Annotated in this window: 19 protein-coding genes and 1 riboswitch; of the genes, 1 reads left to right on the plus strand and 18 read right to left on the minus strand. The window is 61.1% G+C overall.

Features of this window, described 5'->3' with window-relative positions; all coding sequences use genetic code 11:
• Positions 1–3: 3 nt before the first annotated feature.
• The 12 genes from JQR87_RS12650 to btuB are packed head-to-tail and all read right to left on the minus strand — an operon-like array spanning position 4 to position 11,295.
• Positions 4–735 (minus strand): adenosylcobinamide-GDP ribazoletransferase, encoded by a 732-nt coding sequence (locus JQR87_RS12650; RefSeq protein WP_407296639.1) that lies wholly within the window; start codon positions 733–735, stop codon positions 4–6.
• Positions 720–1,313, minus strand: a complete 594-nt coding sequence (gene cobC / locus JQR87_RS12655; protein ID WP_407296636.1) for an alpha-ribazole phosphatase family protein — start codon at positions 1,311–1,313, stop codon at positions 720–722. Before cobC ends, JQR87_RS12650 begins: the two co-directional genes overlap by 16 nt.
• Positions 1,310–2,359 (minus strand): nicotinate-nucleotide--dimethylbenzimidazole phosphoribosyltransferase, encoded by a 1,050-nt coding sequence (gene cobT / locus JQR87_RS12660; RefSeq protein ID WP_407296634.1) that lies wholly within the window; start codon positions 2,357–2,359, stop codon positions 1,310–1,312. The genes cobC and cobT overlap by 4 nt, the downstream gene beginning before the upstream one ends.
• Positions 2,356–2,877 carry a bifunctional adenosylcobinamide kinase/adenosylcobinamide-phosphate guanylyltransferase gene (gene cobU / locus JQR87_RS12665; protein ID WP_407296633.1) on the minus strand — a complete coding sequence of 174 codons (522 nt, stop codon included), beginning with the start codon at positions 2,875–2,877 and terminating at the stop codon, positions 2,356–2,358. Before cobU ends, cobT begins: the two co-directional genes overlap by 4 nt.
• Entirely contained in the window at positions 2,874–4,343 is a 1,470-nt protein-coding gene (locus JQR87_RS12670; protein WP_407296630.1) for a cobyric acid synthase, read from the minus strand. The genes cobU and JQR87_RS12670 overlap by 4 nt, the downstream gene beginning before the upstream one ends.
• Entirely contained in the window at positions 4,340–5,332 is a 993-nt protein-coding gene (gene cobD / locus JQR87_RS12675; RefSeq protein WP_407296627.1) for a threonine-phosphate decarboxylase CobD, read from the minus strand. The genes JQR87_RS12670 and cobD overlap by 4 nt, the downstream gene beginning before the upstream one ends.
• Positions 5,325–6,236 (minus strand): adenosylcobinamide-phosphate synthase CbiB, encoded by a 912-nt coding sequence (gene cbiB / locus JQR87_RS12680; protein WP_407296626.1) that lies wholly within the window; start codon positions 6,234–6,236, stop codon positions 5,325–5,327. Before cbiB ends, cobD begins: the two co-directional genes overlap by 8 nt.
• Positions 6,233–6,883 carry a 5,6-dimethylbenzimidazole synthase gene (gene bluB / locus JQR87_RS12685; RefSeq protein ID WP_407296624.1) on the minus strand — a complete coding sequence of 217 codons (651 nt, stop codon included), beginning with the start codon at positions 6,881–6,883 and terminating at the stop codon, positions 6,233–6,235. Before bluB ends, cbiB begins: the two co-directional genes overlap by 4 nt.
• A complete protein-coding gene (locus JQR87_RS12690) occupies positions 6,880–8,220 on the minus strand; it encodes a cobyrinate a,c-diamide synthase (RefSeq protein WP_407296623.1) in 1,341 nt (446 codons plus the stop codon). The genes bluB and JQR87_RS12690 overlap by 4 nt, the downstream gene beginning before the upstream one ends.
• On the minus strand, positions 8,220–8,831 hold the full coding sequence (gene cobO / locus JQR87_RS12695) for a cob(I)yrinic acid a,c-diamide adenosyltransferase (RefSeq protein WP_407296620.1): 612 nt from the start codon (positions 8,829–8,831) through the stop codon (positions 8,220–8,222). Before cobO ends, JQR87_RS12690 begins: the two co-directional genes overlap by 1 nt.
• Complete coding sequence (locus JQR87_RS12700) at positions 8,828–9,397, minus strand: hypothetical protein (RefSeq protein ID WP_407296618.1); 570 nt, start codon at positions 9,395–9,397, stop codon at positions 8,828–8,830. Before JQR87_RS12700 ends, cobO begins: the two co-directional genes overlap by 4 nt.
• Before the next feature lie 26 nt (positions 9,398–9,423).
• Positions 9,424–11,295, minus strand: coding sequence for a TonB-dependent vitamin B12 receptor (gene btuB / locus JQR87_RS12705; RefSeq protein WP_407297713.1), 1,872 nt, complete (start codon positions 11,293–11,295; stop codon positions 9,424–9,426).
• A gap of 114 nt (positions 11,296–11,409) precedes the next feature.
• Positions 11,410–11,625, minus strand: a riboswitch (cobalamin riboswitch).
• Between the two features lie 159 nt (positions 11,626–11,784).
• Between btuB and JQR87_RS12710 the strand changes: the two genes are divergently transcribed.
• The gene (locus JQR87_RS12710; RefSeq protein WP_407296617.1) at positions 11,785–12,588 is read left to right on the plus strand and encodes a metallophosphoesterase family protein; all 804 of its coding nucleotides are present in this window, start codon (positions 11,785–11,787) and stop codon (positions 12,586–12,588) included.
• A gap of 45 nt (positions 12,589–12,633) precedes the next feature.
• Here JQR87_RS12710 and nhaD read toward each other — a convergent pair whose 3' ends face one another.
• The 6 genes from nhaD to JQR87_RS12740 all read right to left on the minus strand — a co-directional run bounded on the left by nhaD (position 12,634) and on the right by JQR87_RS12740 (position 17,314).
• Positions 12,634–13,899, minus strand: a complete 1,266-nt coding sequence (nhaD, locus tag JQR87_RS12715; protein ID WP_407296615.1) for a sodium:proton antiporter NhaD — start codon at positions 13,897–13,899, stop codon at positions 12,634–12,636.
• 160 nt (positions 13,900–14,059) lie between these two features.
• Entirely contained in the window at positions 14,060–14,380 is a 321-nt protein-coding gene (locus JQR87_RS12720) for a hypothetical protein (RefSeq protein ID WP_407296613.1), read from the minus strand.
• Positions 14,381–14,481: 101 nt separating this feature from the next.
• A complete protein-coding gene (locus JQR87_RS12725) occupies positions 14,482–15,012 on the minus strand; it encodes a C40 family peptidase (protein WP_407296610.1) in 531 nt (176 codons plus the stop codon).
• An 83-nt stretch (positions 15,013–15,095) separates the two neighbouring features.
• Positions 15,096–15,737 (minus strand): C40 family peptidase, encoded by a 642-nt coding sequence (locus tag JQR87_RS12730; protein WP_407296608.1) that lies wholly within the window; start codon positions 15,735–15,737, stop codon positions 15,096–15,098.
• 64 nt (positions 15,738–15,801) lie between these two features.
• Entirely contained in the window at positions 15,802–16,569 is a 768-nt protein-coding gene (locus JQR87_RS12735) for an NAD-dependent protein deacylase (RefSeq protein WP_407296606.1), read from the minus strand.
• A gap of 73 nt (positions 16,570–16,642) precedes the next feature.
• A complete protein-coding gene (locus JQR87_RS12740) occupies positions 16,643–17,314 on the minus strand; it encodes a DNA-3-methyladenine glycosylase I (protein WP_407296602.1) in 672 nt (223 codons plus the stop codon).
• Positions 17,315–17,329 lie beyond the last annotated feature (15 nt).

The raw sequence follows: 17,329 nt of genomic DNA on the forward strand, positions 1-17,329 counted from the left end.
GCGCTAGACCAGCAGGGCCAGGCCGACCAGCACCCCACACTCCACCAGTTCCAGCAACGCACCGGCCGTATCGCCCGTGGTACCGCCCAGACGCTGAACCAGGCTACGGCGCACCAGCATCCCGACACCCGCCGCGGTCGCCAGCGCAACCCAACCACTGGGCCCCATCAGCACGCCAGCGAGTGCGATCAGTCCCAGCATCACCCGAGCTTCCGATCTCGGCAAATATTCGGCCAAGGCCTGTCCCAAGCCGCCCGGTCGCACATAGGGCGTGGTGAGAAACAACCCCAACATTGCGCTTCGCCCAAGTAGCGGTACCGCCAGTATTAGCAGCAGGTTGTCTCGTTCAAGCAGCGTCCATATCGCGGCGAACTTCAGCAATAGCAACAACACCAGCACGGCGACTGCAACCGGACCGCTGCTCGGGTCTTTCATGATCGCCAGGGTTCGTTCCCTATCGCCGAAGCCGCCCAGCCAGGCGTCCGCGCTATCGGCCAGGCCGTCGAGGTGCAGCGCACCGGTCAGCCCGACCCACGCGGCTAACACTAGCGCGGCCGTCAGCGGCGGGGCCGCATCGCCAAGTACCATCCCCAGCACCCAGAGCATGCTGCCCAGCAGCAACCCCACCAGCGGGTAATAGAGCAAGGACCTGCCGATCTGCTGCGGCTCAGGCATGCTACGTAGGCGTACCGGGAGGCAGGTCAAAAACTGCAGCGCAATCAAAAAGGGCTGCATCGTTCTTCCAGCCAGAGGGTGGCATCAGCAAAACCAGTTCTCAGCCCGAACAACTCGCCATGATTGACCTGGACCTGCAACAAACATTCGCGTGGCAGCCCGCGCGCCTGCGCCAGCAATAGCCGCATCACACCGCCGTGGGTGATGAGCAGTACGCGTTCGCCCGCACATCGATCCGTCAGCCTCTCGATTGCAGCCAGCACACGATCCTCGAAGGCTGCGACGGGCTCGGCATTAGGCGGAGTGAAGCTGTACGGATCGTTCCAGAAGCGGCCTAGGGCTTCGCTCTGATCGATCATTAGATCCGCAGCAGTGCGCCCTTCCCAGTCGCCGAAGTCCAGTTCACGCAGGTCAGGTTCGAGTTCTAGCTCAATGGAACGTTGTTCGGCGAGCTCAGCCGCAAAATCCGCGCAGCGGCGCAGGGGTGAACTGATGATTCGGTCCCACGGCCCGGCGTCGACAACGGTTGCACGCAACTGCTGCCAACCCTTGGCGGTGAGGGCATCATCCAGCCGCCCACGAAAACCGCCACCGGATTCGGTCTCACCATGACGCAGCAACTCCAGCTGCACGCTCATGCCTGCTTCGCCGCGACTGCGGCTTCGTCGAAGGTCGCCATGCCGTTATGAAGTGCGCAGGCCAGCCGGAGCAGCGGAACCGCAAGCGCCGCACCACTGCCTTCGCCCAGCCGTAGGCCAAGATCCAAAAGCGGCCGTGCCTCCAATGCTGCGTGAACAGCGGAGTGGCCCGGCTCAGCCGAGCGGTGGGCGAACAGCAGCCAGTCACGACAGGGCGGGTTCAGACGCACTGCGCACAGCGCCGCCACACTGCAGATGAAACCGTCGACCAGCGCGGGGATGCCGTGCTGTGCGCAGGCGATGTAAGCGCCAGTGAGCGCAGCCAGTTCGAAACCACCGACCCGTTGCATCCAACCGAAGGTATCGTGCGATCCCGCGTGCAGCGCCAATGCGCGCTCGATGACTGCACGCTTGTGTGCAACACCGGCCGCGTCCAAGCCAGTGCCCGGCCCTGCCAGATCATGAGGCGCGCAGGCGAGCAAGGCGCAGGCCAGCGCCGCCGCAGTGGTGGTATTGCCGATGCCCATTTCGCCGCCAATGAACAGCTCGCTCCGTTGCTGCAAGGCCCGCTGCACACTGTCGCGCCCAGCCTGCATCGAGAGCTCGCAAGTCTCGGCACTCATGGCCGCTTCGTGGGTGAAATTAGCGGTGCCCGGCCCCAGCGAAAGATGGCGCACCCGGGGCAGCGACAACGGAACCACTGTTCCCAGATCAATCACCTCCAAGGTCGCCTTCAGCTCCTTGGCGAGTACACTGATCGCTGCGCCGCCGTTAATGAAATTGGCAAGCATCTGGCCGGTGACCGATTGCGGAAAGGCCGAGACACCTTCAGCGGCAACGCCGTGATCTCCGGCAAAAATCGCAATCCAGATCTGCTCCACCGCCGGCCGATCACGCCCCTGCAGAGCCGCCAGCTGTGGCACGACCGCTTCGATACGCCCCAGCGCACCCTCCGGTTTGGTCAAACGGGCATCGCGCTGAAGTACGGCCTGGCGCGCCTCCTCGTCTGGCGTACGACAGGGCTCCAGCCACCATTGTTTGCTCACAGTGCCGCTCCTTTCAGGGTCATTGGCAAACCCGCCACGGTGAGTACCACCCGATGACAATGCTCGGCGAGGGCCTGGTGCAACAGGCCTGTTTCATCGACATAACGGCGGGTCAACTCACCCAGCGGCACCACGCCTAACCCGGTCTCATTACTCACCAACAGGACTCGCCCCTGCAGTTCTTCGAGGCATTCAAGCAAGGCATCGCGCTCTTCAATCAGGCGAGCCTGGTCGTCCAGCATCAGCAGATTGGTCAGCCATAGCGTCAGGCAGTCCACCAGTATGCAGCGATCGGCACGGGCGTGTTCTCGCAGTACAGAGGCAAGCGCCAGCGGTTCCTCGATCAACGCCCAGGTAGCGGGGCGCCGAGCACGGTGGTGGGCGATGCGCTCGCCCATTTCGCCGTCCAGGGGCTGACTGGTGGCGATATAGATCACGGCGAGACCGCTATCGACGGCAAGCCGCTCAGCCAACCGGCTCTTGCCGGACCGCGCCCCGCCGAGAATCAGTTCGATCATATGCCCGCTTCCTTTGACAGCCCGCATAGCGCCAGCAGCTGCGAGACGTCCAGATGGCTGTCCACCAGATCTGCCAGTCGCTCGATATCGCGTTCACGCAATGCCTGATAATCGACCCGCTGGACCCTCTCCAGCCCTGCCCAGCGCAATAGCGACTCGCAGGCACCTGGAGTTTCGAAAAGACCGTGAAGGTAGGTACCGAGCACCTGACCATCCTCGCTTATCGCCCCGTCACGGCGGCCATCGTCGAGCCGTACAGCAGCACGTTCCAGGGCCGGTCCGTCACTAATGCCAGCGTGAATCTCATAACCACTGATCTCGACGTCATCGATCCCCAGCCGACCATGGACGTTCCGCAGCTGCTTGTGCGCAGCCAGCGTGGTAGTGAATCGCAATAATCCCAGCCCGACGCTCTGCCCAGCCGGCCCTTCCAGACCCAGCGGGTCGTCAATGCTGTCGCCAAGCATCTGCAGTCCTCCACAGATTCCCAGTAACTTGCCACCGTAGCGCAGATGCCGCTGGATCGCCGGTTCCCAGCTTTGCTCACGCAGCCATGCTAGGTCTGCACGAACGCTTTTCGATCCCGGAAGGACAATCAGATCCGCCGGCGGGACAGCTTGCCTGGGCCCGATAAAGCGCAGATCAACCTGTGGATGCAAACGCAGCGGGTCGAAATCGGTGTGATTGCTGATACGCGGCAAGACCGGCACCACCACTTTCAGAGTCTGCGCGCTCTTCGCCGATTGGCGCGCATCTACGGCGTCCTCTGCTTCGAGATGAAAGTCCGTAAGGTACGGCAGCACACCGAGAACGGGTTTTCCCGTGCGCTGTTCAAGCCAATCTAGACCCGGCTGCAGCAGCGAAATATCGCCACGAAAGCGGTTGATTACGAAGCCTTTGACGCGCGCCTGCTCGCTTGGGCTGAGCAATTCCAGCGTGCCGACCAGGTGCGCGAACACACCGCCCTTGTCGATATCTGCAATGAGGATCACCGGGCAGTCGGCTTTTTCGGCAAAACCCATATTGGCGATGTCATTGGCGCGCAGATTGATCTCGGCGGGCGAGCCCGCGCCTTCGACCATTACAACCTGATAGGCATCGCTCAGGCGCCGGTGCGAGGCCAGCACCGCGTCCATCGCCACGCGTTTGTAGTCGTGATAGGCCGCTGCGTCCATGTTGCCGACGGCGCGTCCATGAATGATCACTTGAGCGCCCACATCGCTGTTGGGCTTGAGCAGGATGGGATTCATGTCAGTCTGTGGCGCCAAGCCTGCAGCCTGGGCCTGCACTGCTTGGGCACGGCCAATCTCGCCGCCGTCGGCAGTAACCGCGCTGTTAAGCGCCATATTCTGCGGTTTGAACGGCACGACGGTAACGCCCCGGCGCTTGAACCAGCGACAAAGTGCGGTCACCAGCGTGCTCTTGCCAGCGTCTGACGTCGTCCCCTGGACCATCAAGGTGCTCATGTGCGCAACGCCTGATAGTGAGTCAGGGCACGCGTCAGCCGAGCCCATCCCGCTTCGTCCGCGGGCAGCCCGAAGCGCACGCTTGGCGGATAGAGAAAGCGGCGCACCAGGATGCCCTGGCAGGCCAGAAACTCACGAAGCATGGTCGCATCCTCCGTCACAACCCAATGGAAAAGCCCGCAGCCGCCGGTGGGTGGCAACCCGTGCTCCGACAGGAGCTGCTCCAGACGCGCACTATCGACTCGCAATCGCTCGCGTTGTCGACGCTGCCCCTCATGATCAGCAAGCAGTACCGTACCTATGAAACGTGACGGCCCGGCAATCGGCCATGGCCCAAGCGCATCACTCAGCACAGACAGCAAGCTCGGTTCCGCCAGCACGAAGCCCAGCCGGGCTCCGGCCATGCCGAAAAACTTGCCAAACGAACGCAGCACAATCAGACCTGGCAAATGGCTGTGCGGGGCCAGGCTGTGCATCGGGGTTGGATCCATGAAGGCTTCGTCGACGATCAGCCAGCCGCCGCGTTCGGCGAGACGGTGATGCCAGTGAAGCAGCTGTTCCGGTGGCAGCCGTCGTCCCGTAGGATTATTCGGGTTGACCACCACCAGCACGTCGAGCCCATCGATGGCCCGCGGCACGCTGCCTTCGCTGAATTCGCTAAGGCGGTGCCCTTCACGGCGCCATGCCTCTGCGTGCTCCGCATAACAGGGCGACACGATTCCCACCTGAAGGGTTCTGCGCAAGCGCGGCAACATCTGGATCGCGGCCTGGGAGCCAGCCACTGGCAGCAGCGAGGTGGCACCGAAATAGGCTCGTGCCGCGTCCTCCAGTTCGTCTTCGGCTTCCGGCAGGCGCAGCCAGGCTTCGGCAGGAATGGCTGGCAGATCGAAACCGTAGGGAGCGATGCCTGTGGAGAGATCCAGCCAATCCTGCAGCGGGATATCGAAATGCTCGGCCGCGCTACGGAGCCGTCCACCGTGCTCAAGCATTCAACCAGCTCCCCAGCAACAGTGCCGACAACCACAGACCGACCCCCGCCCAGACCAGATCCAGCGCGCGCTCGATATCTCGAGCCTGAGGCGCTTCGCCTTCGCCAAGAATGGGTCTGTCATGTAGCTCGCCGTTGTAGACAGCCGGACCACCCAGCGCCACGCCCAATGCGCCCGCACCGGCAGCCATTACAGGCCCGGCGTTGGGGCTGTCCCATAGCGGGGCCTGCGTGCGCCAGCAATGCCAGGCACGGCGCGTCTGGCCTGATAGCGCATACGTCAGCGCAACCAGCCTGGCGGGAATGAAATTCAGCACATCATCGATACGCGCCGCAGCCCAGCCGAATCGTTCGAAGCGCTCATTGCGGTAGCCCCACATGGCATCAAGCGTATTGCTCAGTCGGTACAGCACCACTCCAGGCGCGCCCGCCACAACGAACCAGAACAGCGCGGCAAATACCGCATCGCTACCATTCTCCAGGACCGACTCGGTCGTCGCTCGGGCGACGCCCTGCTCGTCCAGTTCGCGCGTATCGCGGCTGACGATGAAACCAACGCGCCGGCGCGCTTCGGGCAGGTCACCCCGGCGCAGAGCACAGGCGACCGGCAGCACATGGTCCCCAAGGCTGCGCAACCCAAGCGCCATGTACAGCAAACAGATCTCAACCAGCCAGCCAATGCCCGGTAACGAGCCGAGTAGCCACGCCGCCCCCGTCAGCGGCAGCACTGCGAGGCACCAGGCAGTTACGCCATGGCTGCGCCAACCGCGGCCGTCGGGCCCGTTGAAATGTCGCTCAAGCCGGTCGGCCAGCTCGCCGAACGCAACCAGCGGGTGACCGCGACGAGGCTCACCAAGCACCGCGTCAAGCGCTACCCCAGCCAGGCAACTCAGCGCGACGCTCACGACCGGTGCCCCCAGGTGTTATCGAACAGCAACTCGGACAGCGGTCGCGGCTCGGTCCAACCTTCAAGCGCTAGCATGGGTGCAGGGTAGAACTCGACCACCGGGCCGAGGCAGATCACGGCAACCGGTTTGGCCCCGTTGGGCATCTGCAGCAGATCGGCCAGCGCCTGAGGATCGAACAATGATACCCAGCCCATGCCCAGCCCCTCTGCCCGAGCTGCCAGCCAGAGATTCTGGATCGCACAGGCGGCCGAAGCGAGGTCCATTTCCGGCAGCGTGCGACGGCCGAACACATGTGCATCTCGGCCATCCATCAACGCGACGACCAGCAATTCGGCGCAGTCCTGAATGCCTTCAACCTTCAGCTTCATGAATGCGTCGCCCCGCTCGCCCAGCGCTGCGGCAGTCCGGAGTCGCTCCTCCTCGACCAGCTCGGCAACGGCGCTGCGCAATTCGGGACGGCTGATACGGAGAAACCGCCAAGGCTGCATCAAGCCAACACTGGGCGCCTGATGCGCAGCCTCGAGCAGGCGCGCCAGCAATTCGGCTGCGACCTCGCCTCCGCTGAAATGGCGCATATCGCGTCGTTCACCAATCGCTCTATAGACACCAGCACGTTGCTCGTCGGTAAAGGCAAATTCGCTCATGGGCAGAGCATCGCCGCAGCCGCGCGGGGATCGGACGGCAAGTAGAAATGTATATAGGAAGCCGTAAGGCGCCCCTGCCGGTAAACAGCCTCTGCCGTCCGCTTATAGTTCGGACACTCACCCCGCGCCAGCGGCTGCATCGGCGATTCGAGCGAGGAGTGATGGAAGGTGTGGCCGCGCAGACGCCCTTCTGGCAACTGCACTTCCTGCAGCGCCATTGCGGTAAACCGCTTCTGCATTTGCGCTTCGCCAGGCAGCAGACCAAGCATGCTTTCTCGTACCCCGTCCTGGCCGGTCAGACCGTCGAGCAGGTAGAGCATGCCGCCGCACTCGGCGAGCGTCGGTTTGCCCGCCTCGTGGTGGCCCCGTATTGCCTCGGCCATCGTGCGGTTACGGCTCAACGCCCGCAGATGCAACTCAGGGTAACCACCAGGCAGGTACAGGCTGTCTATGGCGGGCAGACGGGAAAATCGCAGCGGCGAGAAAAACAGCAGCTCCGCACCGAGCGCTTGCAGCAGGTCGAGGTTGGCCTGATAGACAAAGGAGAAGGCGGCGTCACGCGCCACCCCGATGCGCACCCCTTTCAATAGTTTCGGCAGCGTCTCGGATGCCGCTGGCGCGAAGCTGACCGCAGCCGGCAGCGCATATTCAGCGCTCGCCGCCAAGGCATCTGCAGCCGCATCGAGTCGGGCATCCAGATCTGCCAGTTCCTGCGCCTGCACGAGGCCCAGGTGACGGCTGGGCAGGCCCACCGATTCACCGCGCGGCAACGCACCAAACCACCCCAGGTGTGCCGGTAGGCTGTCCCGAAGGATTTCGCCGTGTCGGCTGCTACCGACCCGGTTTGCCAACACACCGGCAAACGGCAGATCCGGCTGATAACTGGCCAATCCGTGAGCGAGCGCCCCGAAGGTCTGCGCCATGGACGAGCCGTCGACTACAGCCAGTACCGGCACACCAAACTGGCGCGCCAGATCAGCGGCTGAGGGTGTGCCATCGAACAGCCCCATCACGCCTTCAATGAGGATCAGATCAGCCTCGCGCGCCGCTTCCCAAAGCATCCGGCGGCTTTCGGACTCGCCAACCATCCACAGATCGAGTTGATAAACCGGGTTGCCGCTGGCCCGGGCCAGCACCATGGGATCGAGGAAGTCAGGCCCGCATTTGAACACGCGCACCCGCTTGCCTTGGCGTGTGTGCAGTCGAGCCAAGCCAGCGGTCACGGTCGTTTTACCCTGGCCCGACGCGGGCGCGGCAATCAGCAGCGCTGGGCAGTGATGCGGCGTTTCAGTGCGCTCGACGGTCTCAGCAGCACCATGTGAATCAATCGCAGACATTAATACTCGATTCCCTTCTGCGCTTTCACGCCAGCCTTGAAGGCATGTTTGACCAGGGACATTTCTGTCACCGTGTCTGCCGCTTCGATCAAGCCCGGCGGAGCGCCGCGGCCGGTGACGACCACATGCTGCAAGAGCGGTCGGGATTCGATGTCGGCCAGAACCGGGTCGAGCTCCAGATAGCCGTACTTGAGCGCGATATTGAGCTCGTCCAGCACTACCAGACCAATCTCAGGATCGGCCAACAGCTGCGCAGCGACGCCCCACGCTTGCTTCGCTTTGGCGATGTCACGCTGGCGGTCTTGGGTTTCCCAGGTGAACCCCTCCCCCATCACGTGATAGCTGACCTCATCGGAAAAGCGGCGAAAGAAGCGCTCCTCACCTGTGCTGGCTGCGCCCTTGATGAACTGCACAACACCCACCTTCATGCCGTGGCCGAGCGCTCGAGCAACCATGCCGAATGCGGAACTGCTCTTGCCTTTGCCGTTGCCGGTGTGCAGAAGTAACAGGCCGTACTCGTCCTGCGCTTCGGCAATCTTCTCATCAACCACAGCCTTCTTACGCTGCATGCGTGCCTTATGACGGGCGTCGCGCTCATTGGACTCGCTCATGCGCGAGCCCCCTCACGCCCTACGGTCCATGCGCGCAGCCTGATATAGACACACGCGGCGATACCGACATACAGCGTCAGGTTGGTGAGATACTGCGGATAGTAGGTGCCGATGCGCTCGGAAAGCTGCGCCAGGCTCGGATCTGGATACCGGCCGGAGAAAAACAGGAAACCACCGCCGGAAAATAAATAGCATACGAACGCACTCAGCATCATGCAGCCTGCAAGCAGCGCCAGGCTCGTCAGTTGGTCCCGATGCAACCGTGCGTAAACGCGCCCTCCGAACCACAGGGCCCCGTAGGCCGGCACCAGCATCCAGTACGCGGGTGATAGACAATAGCTGCTGACCCCCTGCCATTCGATCGCGGCGAAATCCAGCAGCGACGCTTCGACAAACAAAGCCGGGAACACCCAGCGCGGCGCCAGCAGCACGCCTGCCAGGAAAAACACCGCCCAGGATGCGCTTGGCAGGTTCACCGAAGCGAAATGCTGACCGCGGGTCATTGCCATCAGCACCGACAGTGCTATGCCGACAGCCAGTTGGGCTCTTGGGGAGACGTTGATCATCGGTGTTCTCCTTGGGCGAAGGGACATCAAAGGGCTTGGTAGCGAACCGTGAAATGGATCGCCCGACCAGGCTGTTCATAGGTTTGAGCGGTTTCGTAATTGCGGTCGAACAGGTTGCTCAGCTTCGCTTGCAGTCGCCAGGCATTATCAAGCCGGTATTCCCCGCGCAGGTCTACCAGCGTGTAGCCCGGTAAGCGCTCGGCTTCGGTATTGCTGGGTTTGTCAAAGCGCTCGCTGGCTGCGTATAGCGTAGTGCCGACAGCAAAACGGCCGATGGCGCGGTCCAGCCCGACATTGAGCGAACGTTTGGCGCGCCGTGGCAGTAGATTCCCGTGATTGGCCTTGCTGCGGTCCTGCGGATCGAGGAAGGTCATCGATGTGACGACATCCCAGCCCATGAGCTCAGTTTCGACGACGCCTTCGATACCGCGGATACGCGCAACCTGGACATTTTGCGGCTGCATGGGGCTGTTGCCCGCCCAGATGATCATTTCTTCGATCTGGTTCTCGAATGCGTTGAGGCTCCACCCACCCCACGATTGCTCGCCCTTCAGGCCCAGCTCATAGCTTTGCGACTCTTCCGGCTCCAGGTCGGGATTGCCAGCCGTGAACCCCGTGTCCGGCGCGTAGAGGTCGTTAAAAGTGGGCGCTTTGAAGGCGGTGCCATAGGACGCGCTCAACACGAGATTATCTCGCAGATCGTAACTCCAACCGAGATTGCCAGTGTCATGGTTACCGAACTGCTCGTTGTTATCCCGGCGCAGGCCAGCCAACACGCCATGACGGCCGAAGCGGCCCTGATACTGCAGGTAGGCGCCCTTGTTGTCGCGTGCGTTTACTGCATAGTCGTCCGTGACGTCGATGCGGTCTTCCTGATAGTCGAATCCAAGGGTGAGCAGCTGATCGTCGGCCACGTCGAAGTCGTTCTGCCAACCGAAGGAGTCGCGCTTGGTGTCGAAACGTGAATAGAAGCGACCGTCGCGGAAGTTATCTGTGTTGTCTTCGCTGTGGCCGGCCTGCAGCGTTACCAGCCAAGGATCGAGCGGCGTGAACCGTGCCCTTGCGCTGATGACCTGCTGACTACCGTCGCTGTAGGCGAAGCGGCCAGTTGCGCCTGAAGTGGATCGGGAGTCGTAGTCGCTGTGTGTATCGACATACAGCCAACTGCCGTCCAGTTGCAGCCCGTTGTCGAGGCGATAACCACCACGCAATGCGCCTGATAACTCGCGATAGCCATCGGCATCGGGTTCGTAAGCGCGTGGCGCCGCGGGCCGGTAAGCCCGCGAGTTGATGCCGTCAGTGGAAGCACTCGCCACGCCGAGATTGAACCACCCGGCACCCTGACTCCCGGAAATGCCAGCGGTCCCGTCAAAGCTGGAACGGCTGCCCGCGCCCGTGGAGAAATAAGGTTTGAATCCGGCACCTTCGCCTCGCCGAGTGAAGATCTGCATGACCCCACTCACCGCTTCCGAGCCGTACAGGCTGGAGCGCGGGCCGCGGACCAATTCGATACGCTCGATCTGCTCGACTGGAATGTTCTCCAGCGATGCGCCGCCTGATGTAGCCGAACCGATCTTCACCCCGTCGACCAGAACCAACAGATGCTGGCTGCTGGTCCCTCGCACATAAACAGCAGACGTTTTGCCGCGGCCGCCATTGGAAGCGATGTTGACGCCGGCGAGGCCACGCAACAGCTCGGGAACGCTTCGAATCTGGCTGCGTACAATCTGTTCGCGAGTGATGACGCTTGTGGAGGCGATAGGGCTGAGCATCTGCTCGGTACGCGTGGCCGTGACCACCTCTTCATCGAGGCTCAGCGGCTGGACCGCCTGGGCATGGGAAAGCGAAGCATAACCAAGCAGCAGACACGCCGCTGAGGTGTTGAAGGTCTTGCAGATCAAGGTCAGGTCTCCGTCGTGCCCGCCGCACGACATCAGTCGATAAGGGCAATACGGAGGTTGAGAAAGGAGCGCGGGGGCAAGCAGCCGCACCCCGATCAGCGCCCGCCGCACTGCCGTGGAATGCGACAGGCCGGTCTCCGGGCTTGCGAGCGGATGTCTTGCATCCCGGGCCGCAGCCTTCCCATGCCTTTGGCACAGTGGCAATCAGCGGTACCCTGTCTCACCTACCGTTGCGGGGGCAGCGCCGGAGTCTTCATCGAATGAACCGGCTTCCCTGTTTCACCCAGCTGGCTGTATGCCAGGGGCACCTGAAGCAGCGCGGAGGGTAGTTCAAGGCCCAGCACAGCGCAACCGAAAGCGATCACGACCAAAGCGGCAACAGCTTTCGAAGCCTTTGCTCGCGATTTACCGGAACGCCCACCGCTGATCGGCTTCGAATGTAACAATGCCCGTCACTCAGCCATCCAGACGAGAAGACAACCGCCAATGACCAGCATCGTGCAGATTTCCGACACCCACTTCGGTACTGAGCAAGCCGCCGTCGTGCACGCAATGGAGGAGCACGTGCGCGAGCACGGCGCGGATCTGCTGATATTTTCAGGCGATATCACGCAGCGCGCCAAGGCCGGACAATTCGCCGACGCCCAAGCGTTCGTCCAGCGCCTGCACGGCCACGGCATCCCGGAAGCGCTCGTCATACCGGGTAATCATGACATCCCGCTGTATAACGTGTTCGCTCGCTTTCTGATGCCCTACCGCAACTATCGGCGCCACTTTGGCAACGACCTCGAGCCGACTTTCGAGAACGACGAGGTTCTGGTGATCGGCCTCAACACCACCCACCCAAGAAGGCACAAGGATGGGCTGGTGACGGACGAACAGGTTGAAGCCGTTTCGCGAAGACTCAAGCAGAGCGATCCCGACAAGGTACGTATCGTTGTGGCTCATCAGCCATTTGGCGCGATGGTGCTGAGCGACCTGAGCAACCTGCAACACAACGCAGAGACCGCCTTGCACCGCTGGGCCGATGATGGATTGGACCTGGTGATGGGCGGCCACATCCATCTGCCCTATGTGCTGCCCTTGTCCAAGCAGTACACCGAGCTCTCGCGTGAGATCTGGATGGTTCAGGCGGGGACCACGCTCTCGTCACGCGTACGCGGCACGTCGCCGAATTCGTTCAATCGTATGAAGCTGCACCCTGGTGCCGACAAGAAGGTCTGTGTCGAGCGCTGGGATCTGCTCGATGACCAGTTCGTGCTCGGATCGCACTTCAACCTTCATTGGTAAGCGCGGCGGCACCCCAGGGCATAGGGTGCCGCCTGCCTTCGCGACTCAGCCCAACGCGCCTGCCACCGCCAGACCGATCAGATACACCCCGGCGAAGCCTAGGTTGAAGGCAACGAACAGATAGAGGCTGTACCTTAGATAGCTGCCAAAAGTCAGCCCCGGCACCTTGCTCATGGCGACGATACCCGCAGCAGAGCCGATGACGAGCAGCGAACCACCAACGCCTACGGCATAGGTCAGCACCATCCACTCGGCAATACCCATCTCGAGTCCGGATTTGAGCAGCGCAGCCGTCAGGGGTACGTTGTCGATCGCGGCAGACAAGAGACCCATCAGATAGTTGGCGCCAACTGCAGGGACCTGATCGTATATACGTACCAGCCCGTCCAGCACATGGATTTCCTTGAGCATGCCAACCAGCAGCAGGATCCCGAGGAAAAACAGTAAGGTTTCGAACTCGACCTGACGGACGTACTCCAGAATCGGATCGGTTTCAATGTCATCGCTGAAGAATCGAGCCACCAGGAACATGATCGACAGACCGGTCAGGAAAGTCAGAACGGGCGGAATCTGGAAGAAGAAGTTGCCCACGATGGTGGACAGGATTGTGCCGAGGAATATCAGCGCAATGGCAATGTCGACCCGACGAACATCGGTGCGATGGCTTTCCACCACGACCTGCCCGCTCATGCCGAACGAAAGCATCGCTGCGAGAAGCATGACTGCCAGGAACGCGGGAAGCGCTAACAGCAGTAACTGAACAATCTGCACTTTTCCGGCAAGAAAGATCATCAGCGTGGTTACGTCACCGGTAATCAGCGCCACCCCACCCGAGTTGACGGCAAAAACCACCAGCGCCGCATATTTGATCGTTTTTTCGGCGCTGAGCTTAAGCGACATGATCAGGGTGATGGACACCAGCGTCGCGGTGATGTTGTCTGCCAGCGACGAGAACACGAAGCAGAACGTGGCAGTAAGAAACATCAATGCCCGCTCGCTTATCCGGCTGGGCAGTACAAGATAAATCAGGTTCTCAATGAGGCCCTTCTTGTTCAGATAGGCGACGAATGTCATCGCAGCCACAAGGAAGATCCACAACCCGGCGATCTCCGCGATGTTCTCGTTGAGACTGGCCAGTACCAGATCTCGCTCCGCGCCCTGTGGCGAAAATACGAATAACAGCATCCAGGCCAAGGTTCCGAAGAACAACGTGACCTTCGCTTTGTTGATGTGGGTTAATTCTTCCAGAACGACACCGAGCAGAGCGGCCACGGCAAGACCGATCAGCACGTACTGAAGTATTTCAGCCATGGGACACCTAACGCATAAGGAGGGACGGTATGTGCGCGGGCGCGCACCCGAGAAGTTGGGGCGCCGATCATAGCTAAACTGCGACAATCCGACACCTGACAAATGTCAAACCGGAGAGTATTTCGAATTATTCCGCCGGATTAGCTACGTCTCGTTAAAACTAGTGACGAGGCACGAACCCGGCCGGCTTGGTCGACAGCCAGTCGACGAACGTTTGCAGGCGAGGATCGGCCAACAAAGCGTCGCGGTTATTGAAATTGAGCGCCAGCTCCTTCTCGCTGAACAGGCGATGAATCTGATTGTGGCAAGGCCGACAGACCCAGAGTGTTGCGGTGATCCGCTCTTCTCGCCCGAAGCGTTTTCGCACATAGCTCTTGCCGTGCAACGCCTTGGGAATCAGATGGTGCCGGGTCAGCGGCGCCTGCCGCCGGCAGAGTTCGCAGGCTTCAGGCGGATCGGGCAAACGCAGGAGAGGCTTCATCCAACGGCTCCAGTCGCAGCGCCCCCGCCGAAAGATGGGGCTGGGTATAGAGGAGGTATCGATAGCTCCTGCCAGGGGCGGCTCTAGCCAGCATGCATCCGTTACGGGTTTTGAGCGAGACGCTCATTGTCGAGTACGCGTTTGGCGCTGAGGTAGTTTTTCTGCCAGTAAGTATTCGAAAGGCTGTCCAGGCGCACCGTTCCGCCGGTCGAGGGCGCATGGACGAAACGCCCTTCGCCCACATAGATGGCTGCGTGACTGACACGGCGACCGCCGCTCGTGGCGAAGAACAGAAGATCGCCCGCTTTCAGCGCATCACGCTTTATGGACGCGCCTCGCATGGCGTTCATCTCCCGAGTCGTACGCGGCAAAGCGACACCGGCCGCGCCTCGGTAGACATAATTGATCAGCCCACTGCAATCGAAGCCACCTTCGGGAGTGTTACCGCCGTAGCGATACGGTGTACCGACCAGCCCCAGAGCTGTGAAGAGCACTTCCTCGGCTGCGCCAGGAAACTGTTGGGGCGATGGCGAAGGCGCGACGACCACAGGCTGGACTGGCGCTGGGCTGGAACAAGCGGCGAGCACCAGGGCGGCCAGCAGTATGGCTGTGGATCGAGCCAGAAGAGGCATGGCAAAGCAGTCCAGACATATGAGCCATCACTCTGCCGGCATGCGCTATTGGATGCAAGCCCAGCGCCGGGCTATTTCGACATTCACTGATGTCTGGCACTTGAGTTGTGAGCGAGAGCCAAGACACGCTTGGCTTGCATGAAGCTGGAGCGCCAGTATTTGTCATCCAAGCTATCCACACGCACACCGCCGCTACGGCTGCTTGAGGAATGGATGAACTGGTCGTCGCCAATATAGATACCCGCGTGACTGACACGCCCGCGGCCGCGATTGTTGAAGAACAGGACATCCCCAGGCTCGAGATCGCTGCGTTGGATCTTCGGTGCATCCAGATTGATCATTTCGTGGGTCGAGCGTGGCAGCTCGATGCCGGCTTCCTTGCGGAACAGGAAACTGACAAAGCCACTGCAGTCGAATCCTGTTTTCGTGGAGTTGCCACCGTAGCGGTACGGGGTACCAACCAGTGTGAAGCCACGCTCGACGACGCTATCTGCCAGCGCGGGTAGTTCATAACTCTGGCCGTCCGCGAGCGATCGAAACGGCTGCTCGCTCGGCTCGTCAGTGGTCAGCTGGGGTTCACCATCCAGTTCGACTGAATCGGTGCGAAGGTCGAACTGAAAGCCCTGTAGCGGGTGTGGCGTTTCCGCCTGCTCCGGCTGCGAGGCGCAAGCGGTCAGCAGCGAAACCAAAGCGAAAGGCAACAAGGATGCGAGGCGCTTGTGCATGGCACAGTCATGTCAGAAGCCGAAAGTGCCGAGACTATGCCTCCTGATTGATTGATGGGCAAATTCAATTAGGAAAAATGTGACGGATTAGCTGCGGCAAAACGTCTGACGCGCCCTCGGCAATATGAACATCGACCAACAGCGACAACTCTCCGGCAGCGGGGTCGATTTGTGCTGTGAACCCGCCGGCCTGGCGCACCCTCTGGATTGGCTCGACGATGTAGCCGAAGCTAGCCGATGTGCCGATGGCGATCGCAGCGTCAAAGCCTTGTGTTAGTTGAGCTCGCAACCTGTGCAGCGCCGACTCCGGCAACATTTCTTCAAACAGCACGACCGATGGCCGCATCACGCCGCCGCATGCATCACAGCGCGGCGGTAAAGGTCGCGAAAGATACTCAAATCGATCCTCGCTTGCGCGACCGCACCCCATGCAGAACAGCGGAGAAAGAGTGCCGTGAATCTCGATTAGCCGCTCGGGGGGGCTTCCTGCCGCTTGGTGAAAACCGTCGATGTTCTGCGTCAATACCCAGCAGCCTGGCTTGTGTCGCTGCAACTCAGCAATAGCCCGATGCGCACTGTTGGGCTCAGCTGCAACACAGGCACGGTCAATTTCCGCTAGATACTTCCAGCACAGCGCAGGATCGACGCGCAACATGGGTCCCGACAATGCTGTCTCGATTGGCACCCCATCTTCGGTAGGGCGGTTGTACAAACCGCCAACGCCTCGATAAGTAGGCAGCCCCGAGTCCGCCGAAAGCCCAGCACCGGTGATAACCAGCACTCGGTCAGCCCGGCACAACGCATCAGCAACTCGCATCATCGGCTCGTTCATATGTCCTCCTTCGCTACCTCAGCGCCAAGATTCGTATGGCTAACTATGATTGTCGGCCTTGATGCGACCGCGTTCAGTGGTTCACCGTGAAAGCAAGCATTGCGGAAAGCTGACACATCGGACGGCCGCTCTGGCCATGCCAATCATTGAATAGCGCCTGGACAACGGCCTGATCGCGCTGGCTGCTCGGGACTTTGTCAACCACCTTCTGCGCCTTGAGCGCAGCGACAACATCGTTGCTGGGAATAAAGGTGTCCTTGCCCGCCATGCGCAGCAAACGTGGCGCCGATAGCCCGCCGAGCTGACAACCCTGTTTTGACAAGTAACGCCATAGGCCGACGATATCCGTTACCGGCCAGTCAGCGATCAGGTTGCCGAATCTCCCCTTCTCCTTCGCCACATCGAGCACGAACTGCGCATTGCGTGGCACGCTCTTGAGCTTGCCCAAGTGGCGAATGATGCGCGCGTCCTGCATCAGCCGCTCGATATGCTCCCCGCCCATCAGCACCACCTTTTCCGGATCGAAACGGAAGAATACTTCTTCGAATACGGGCCACTTGGCGTCGACCAGGCTGTGCTTGAGCCCCGCCCGGAAGATTCTGAGGCTGATCAGAGAAAGGTAGCGGTCATCCGGGATGGCACGAAGCTGATCGGGACTGCTGGGACGTGGTAGCCGGCTCTCAAGTGCAGCCGCCGAACCGAAACGATTTAGGCAGTATTCGTGCAGCCATTGGTAGTCGCGCATGCAGGTCCTGAATCA

Source organism: Stutzerimonas stutzeri (genome assembly GCF_051028275.1).
In the GTDB taxonomy this organism is placed as follows: Bacteria; Pseudomonadota; Gammaproteobacteria; order Pseudomonadales; family Pseudomonadaceae; genus Stutzerimonas; species Stutzerimonas stutzeri_AS.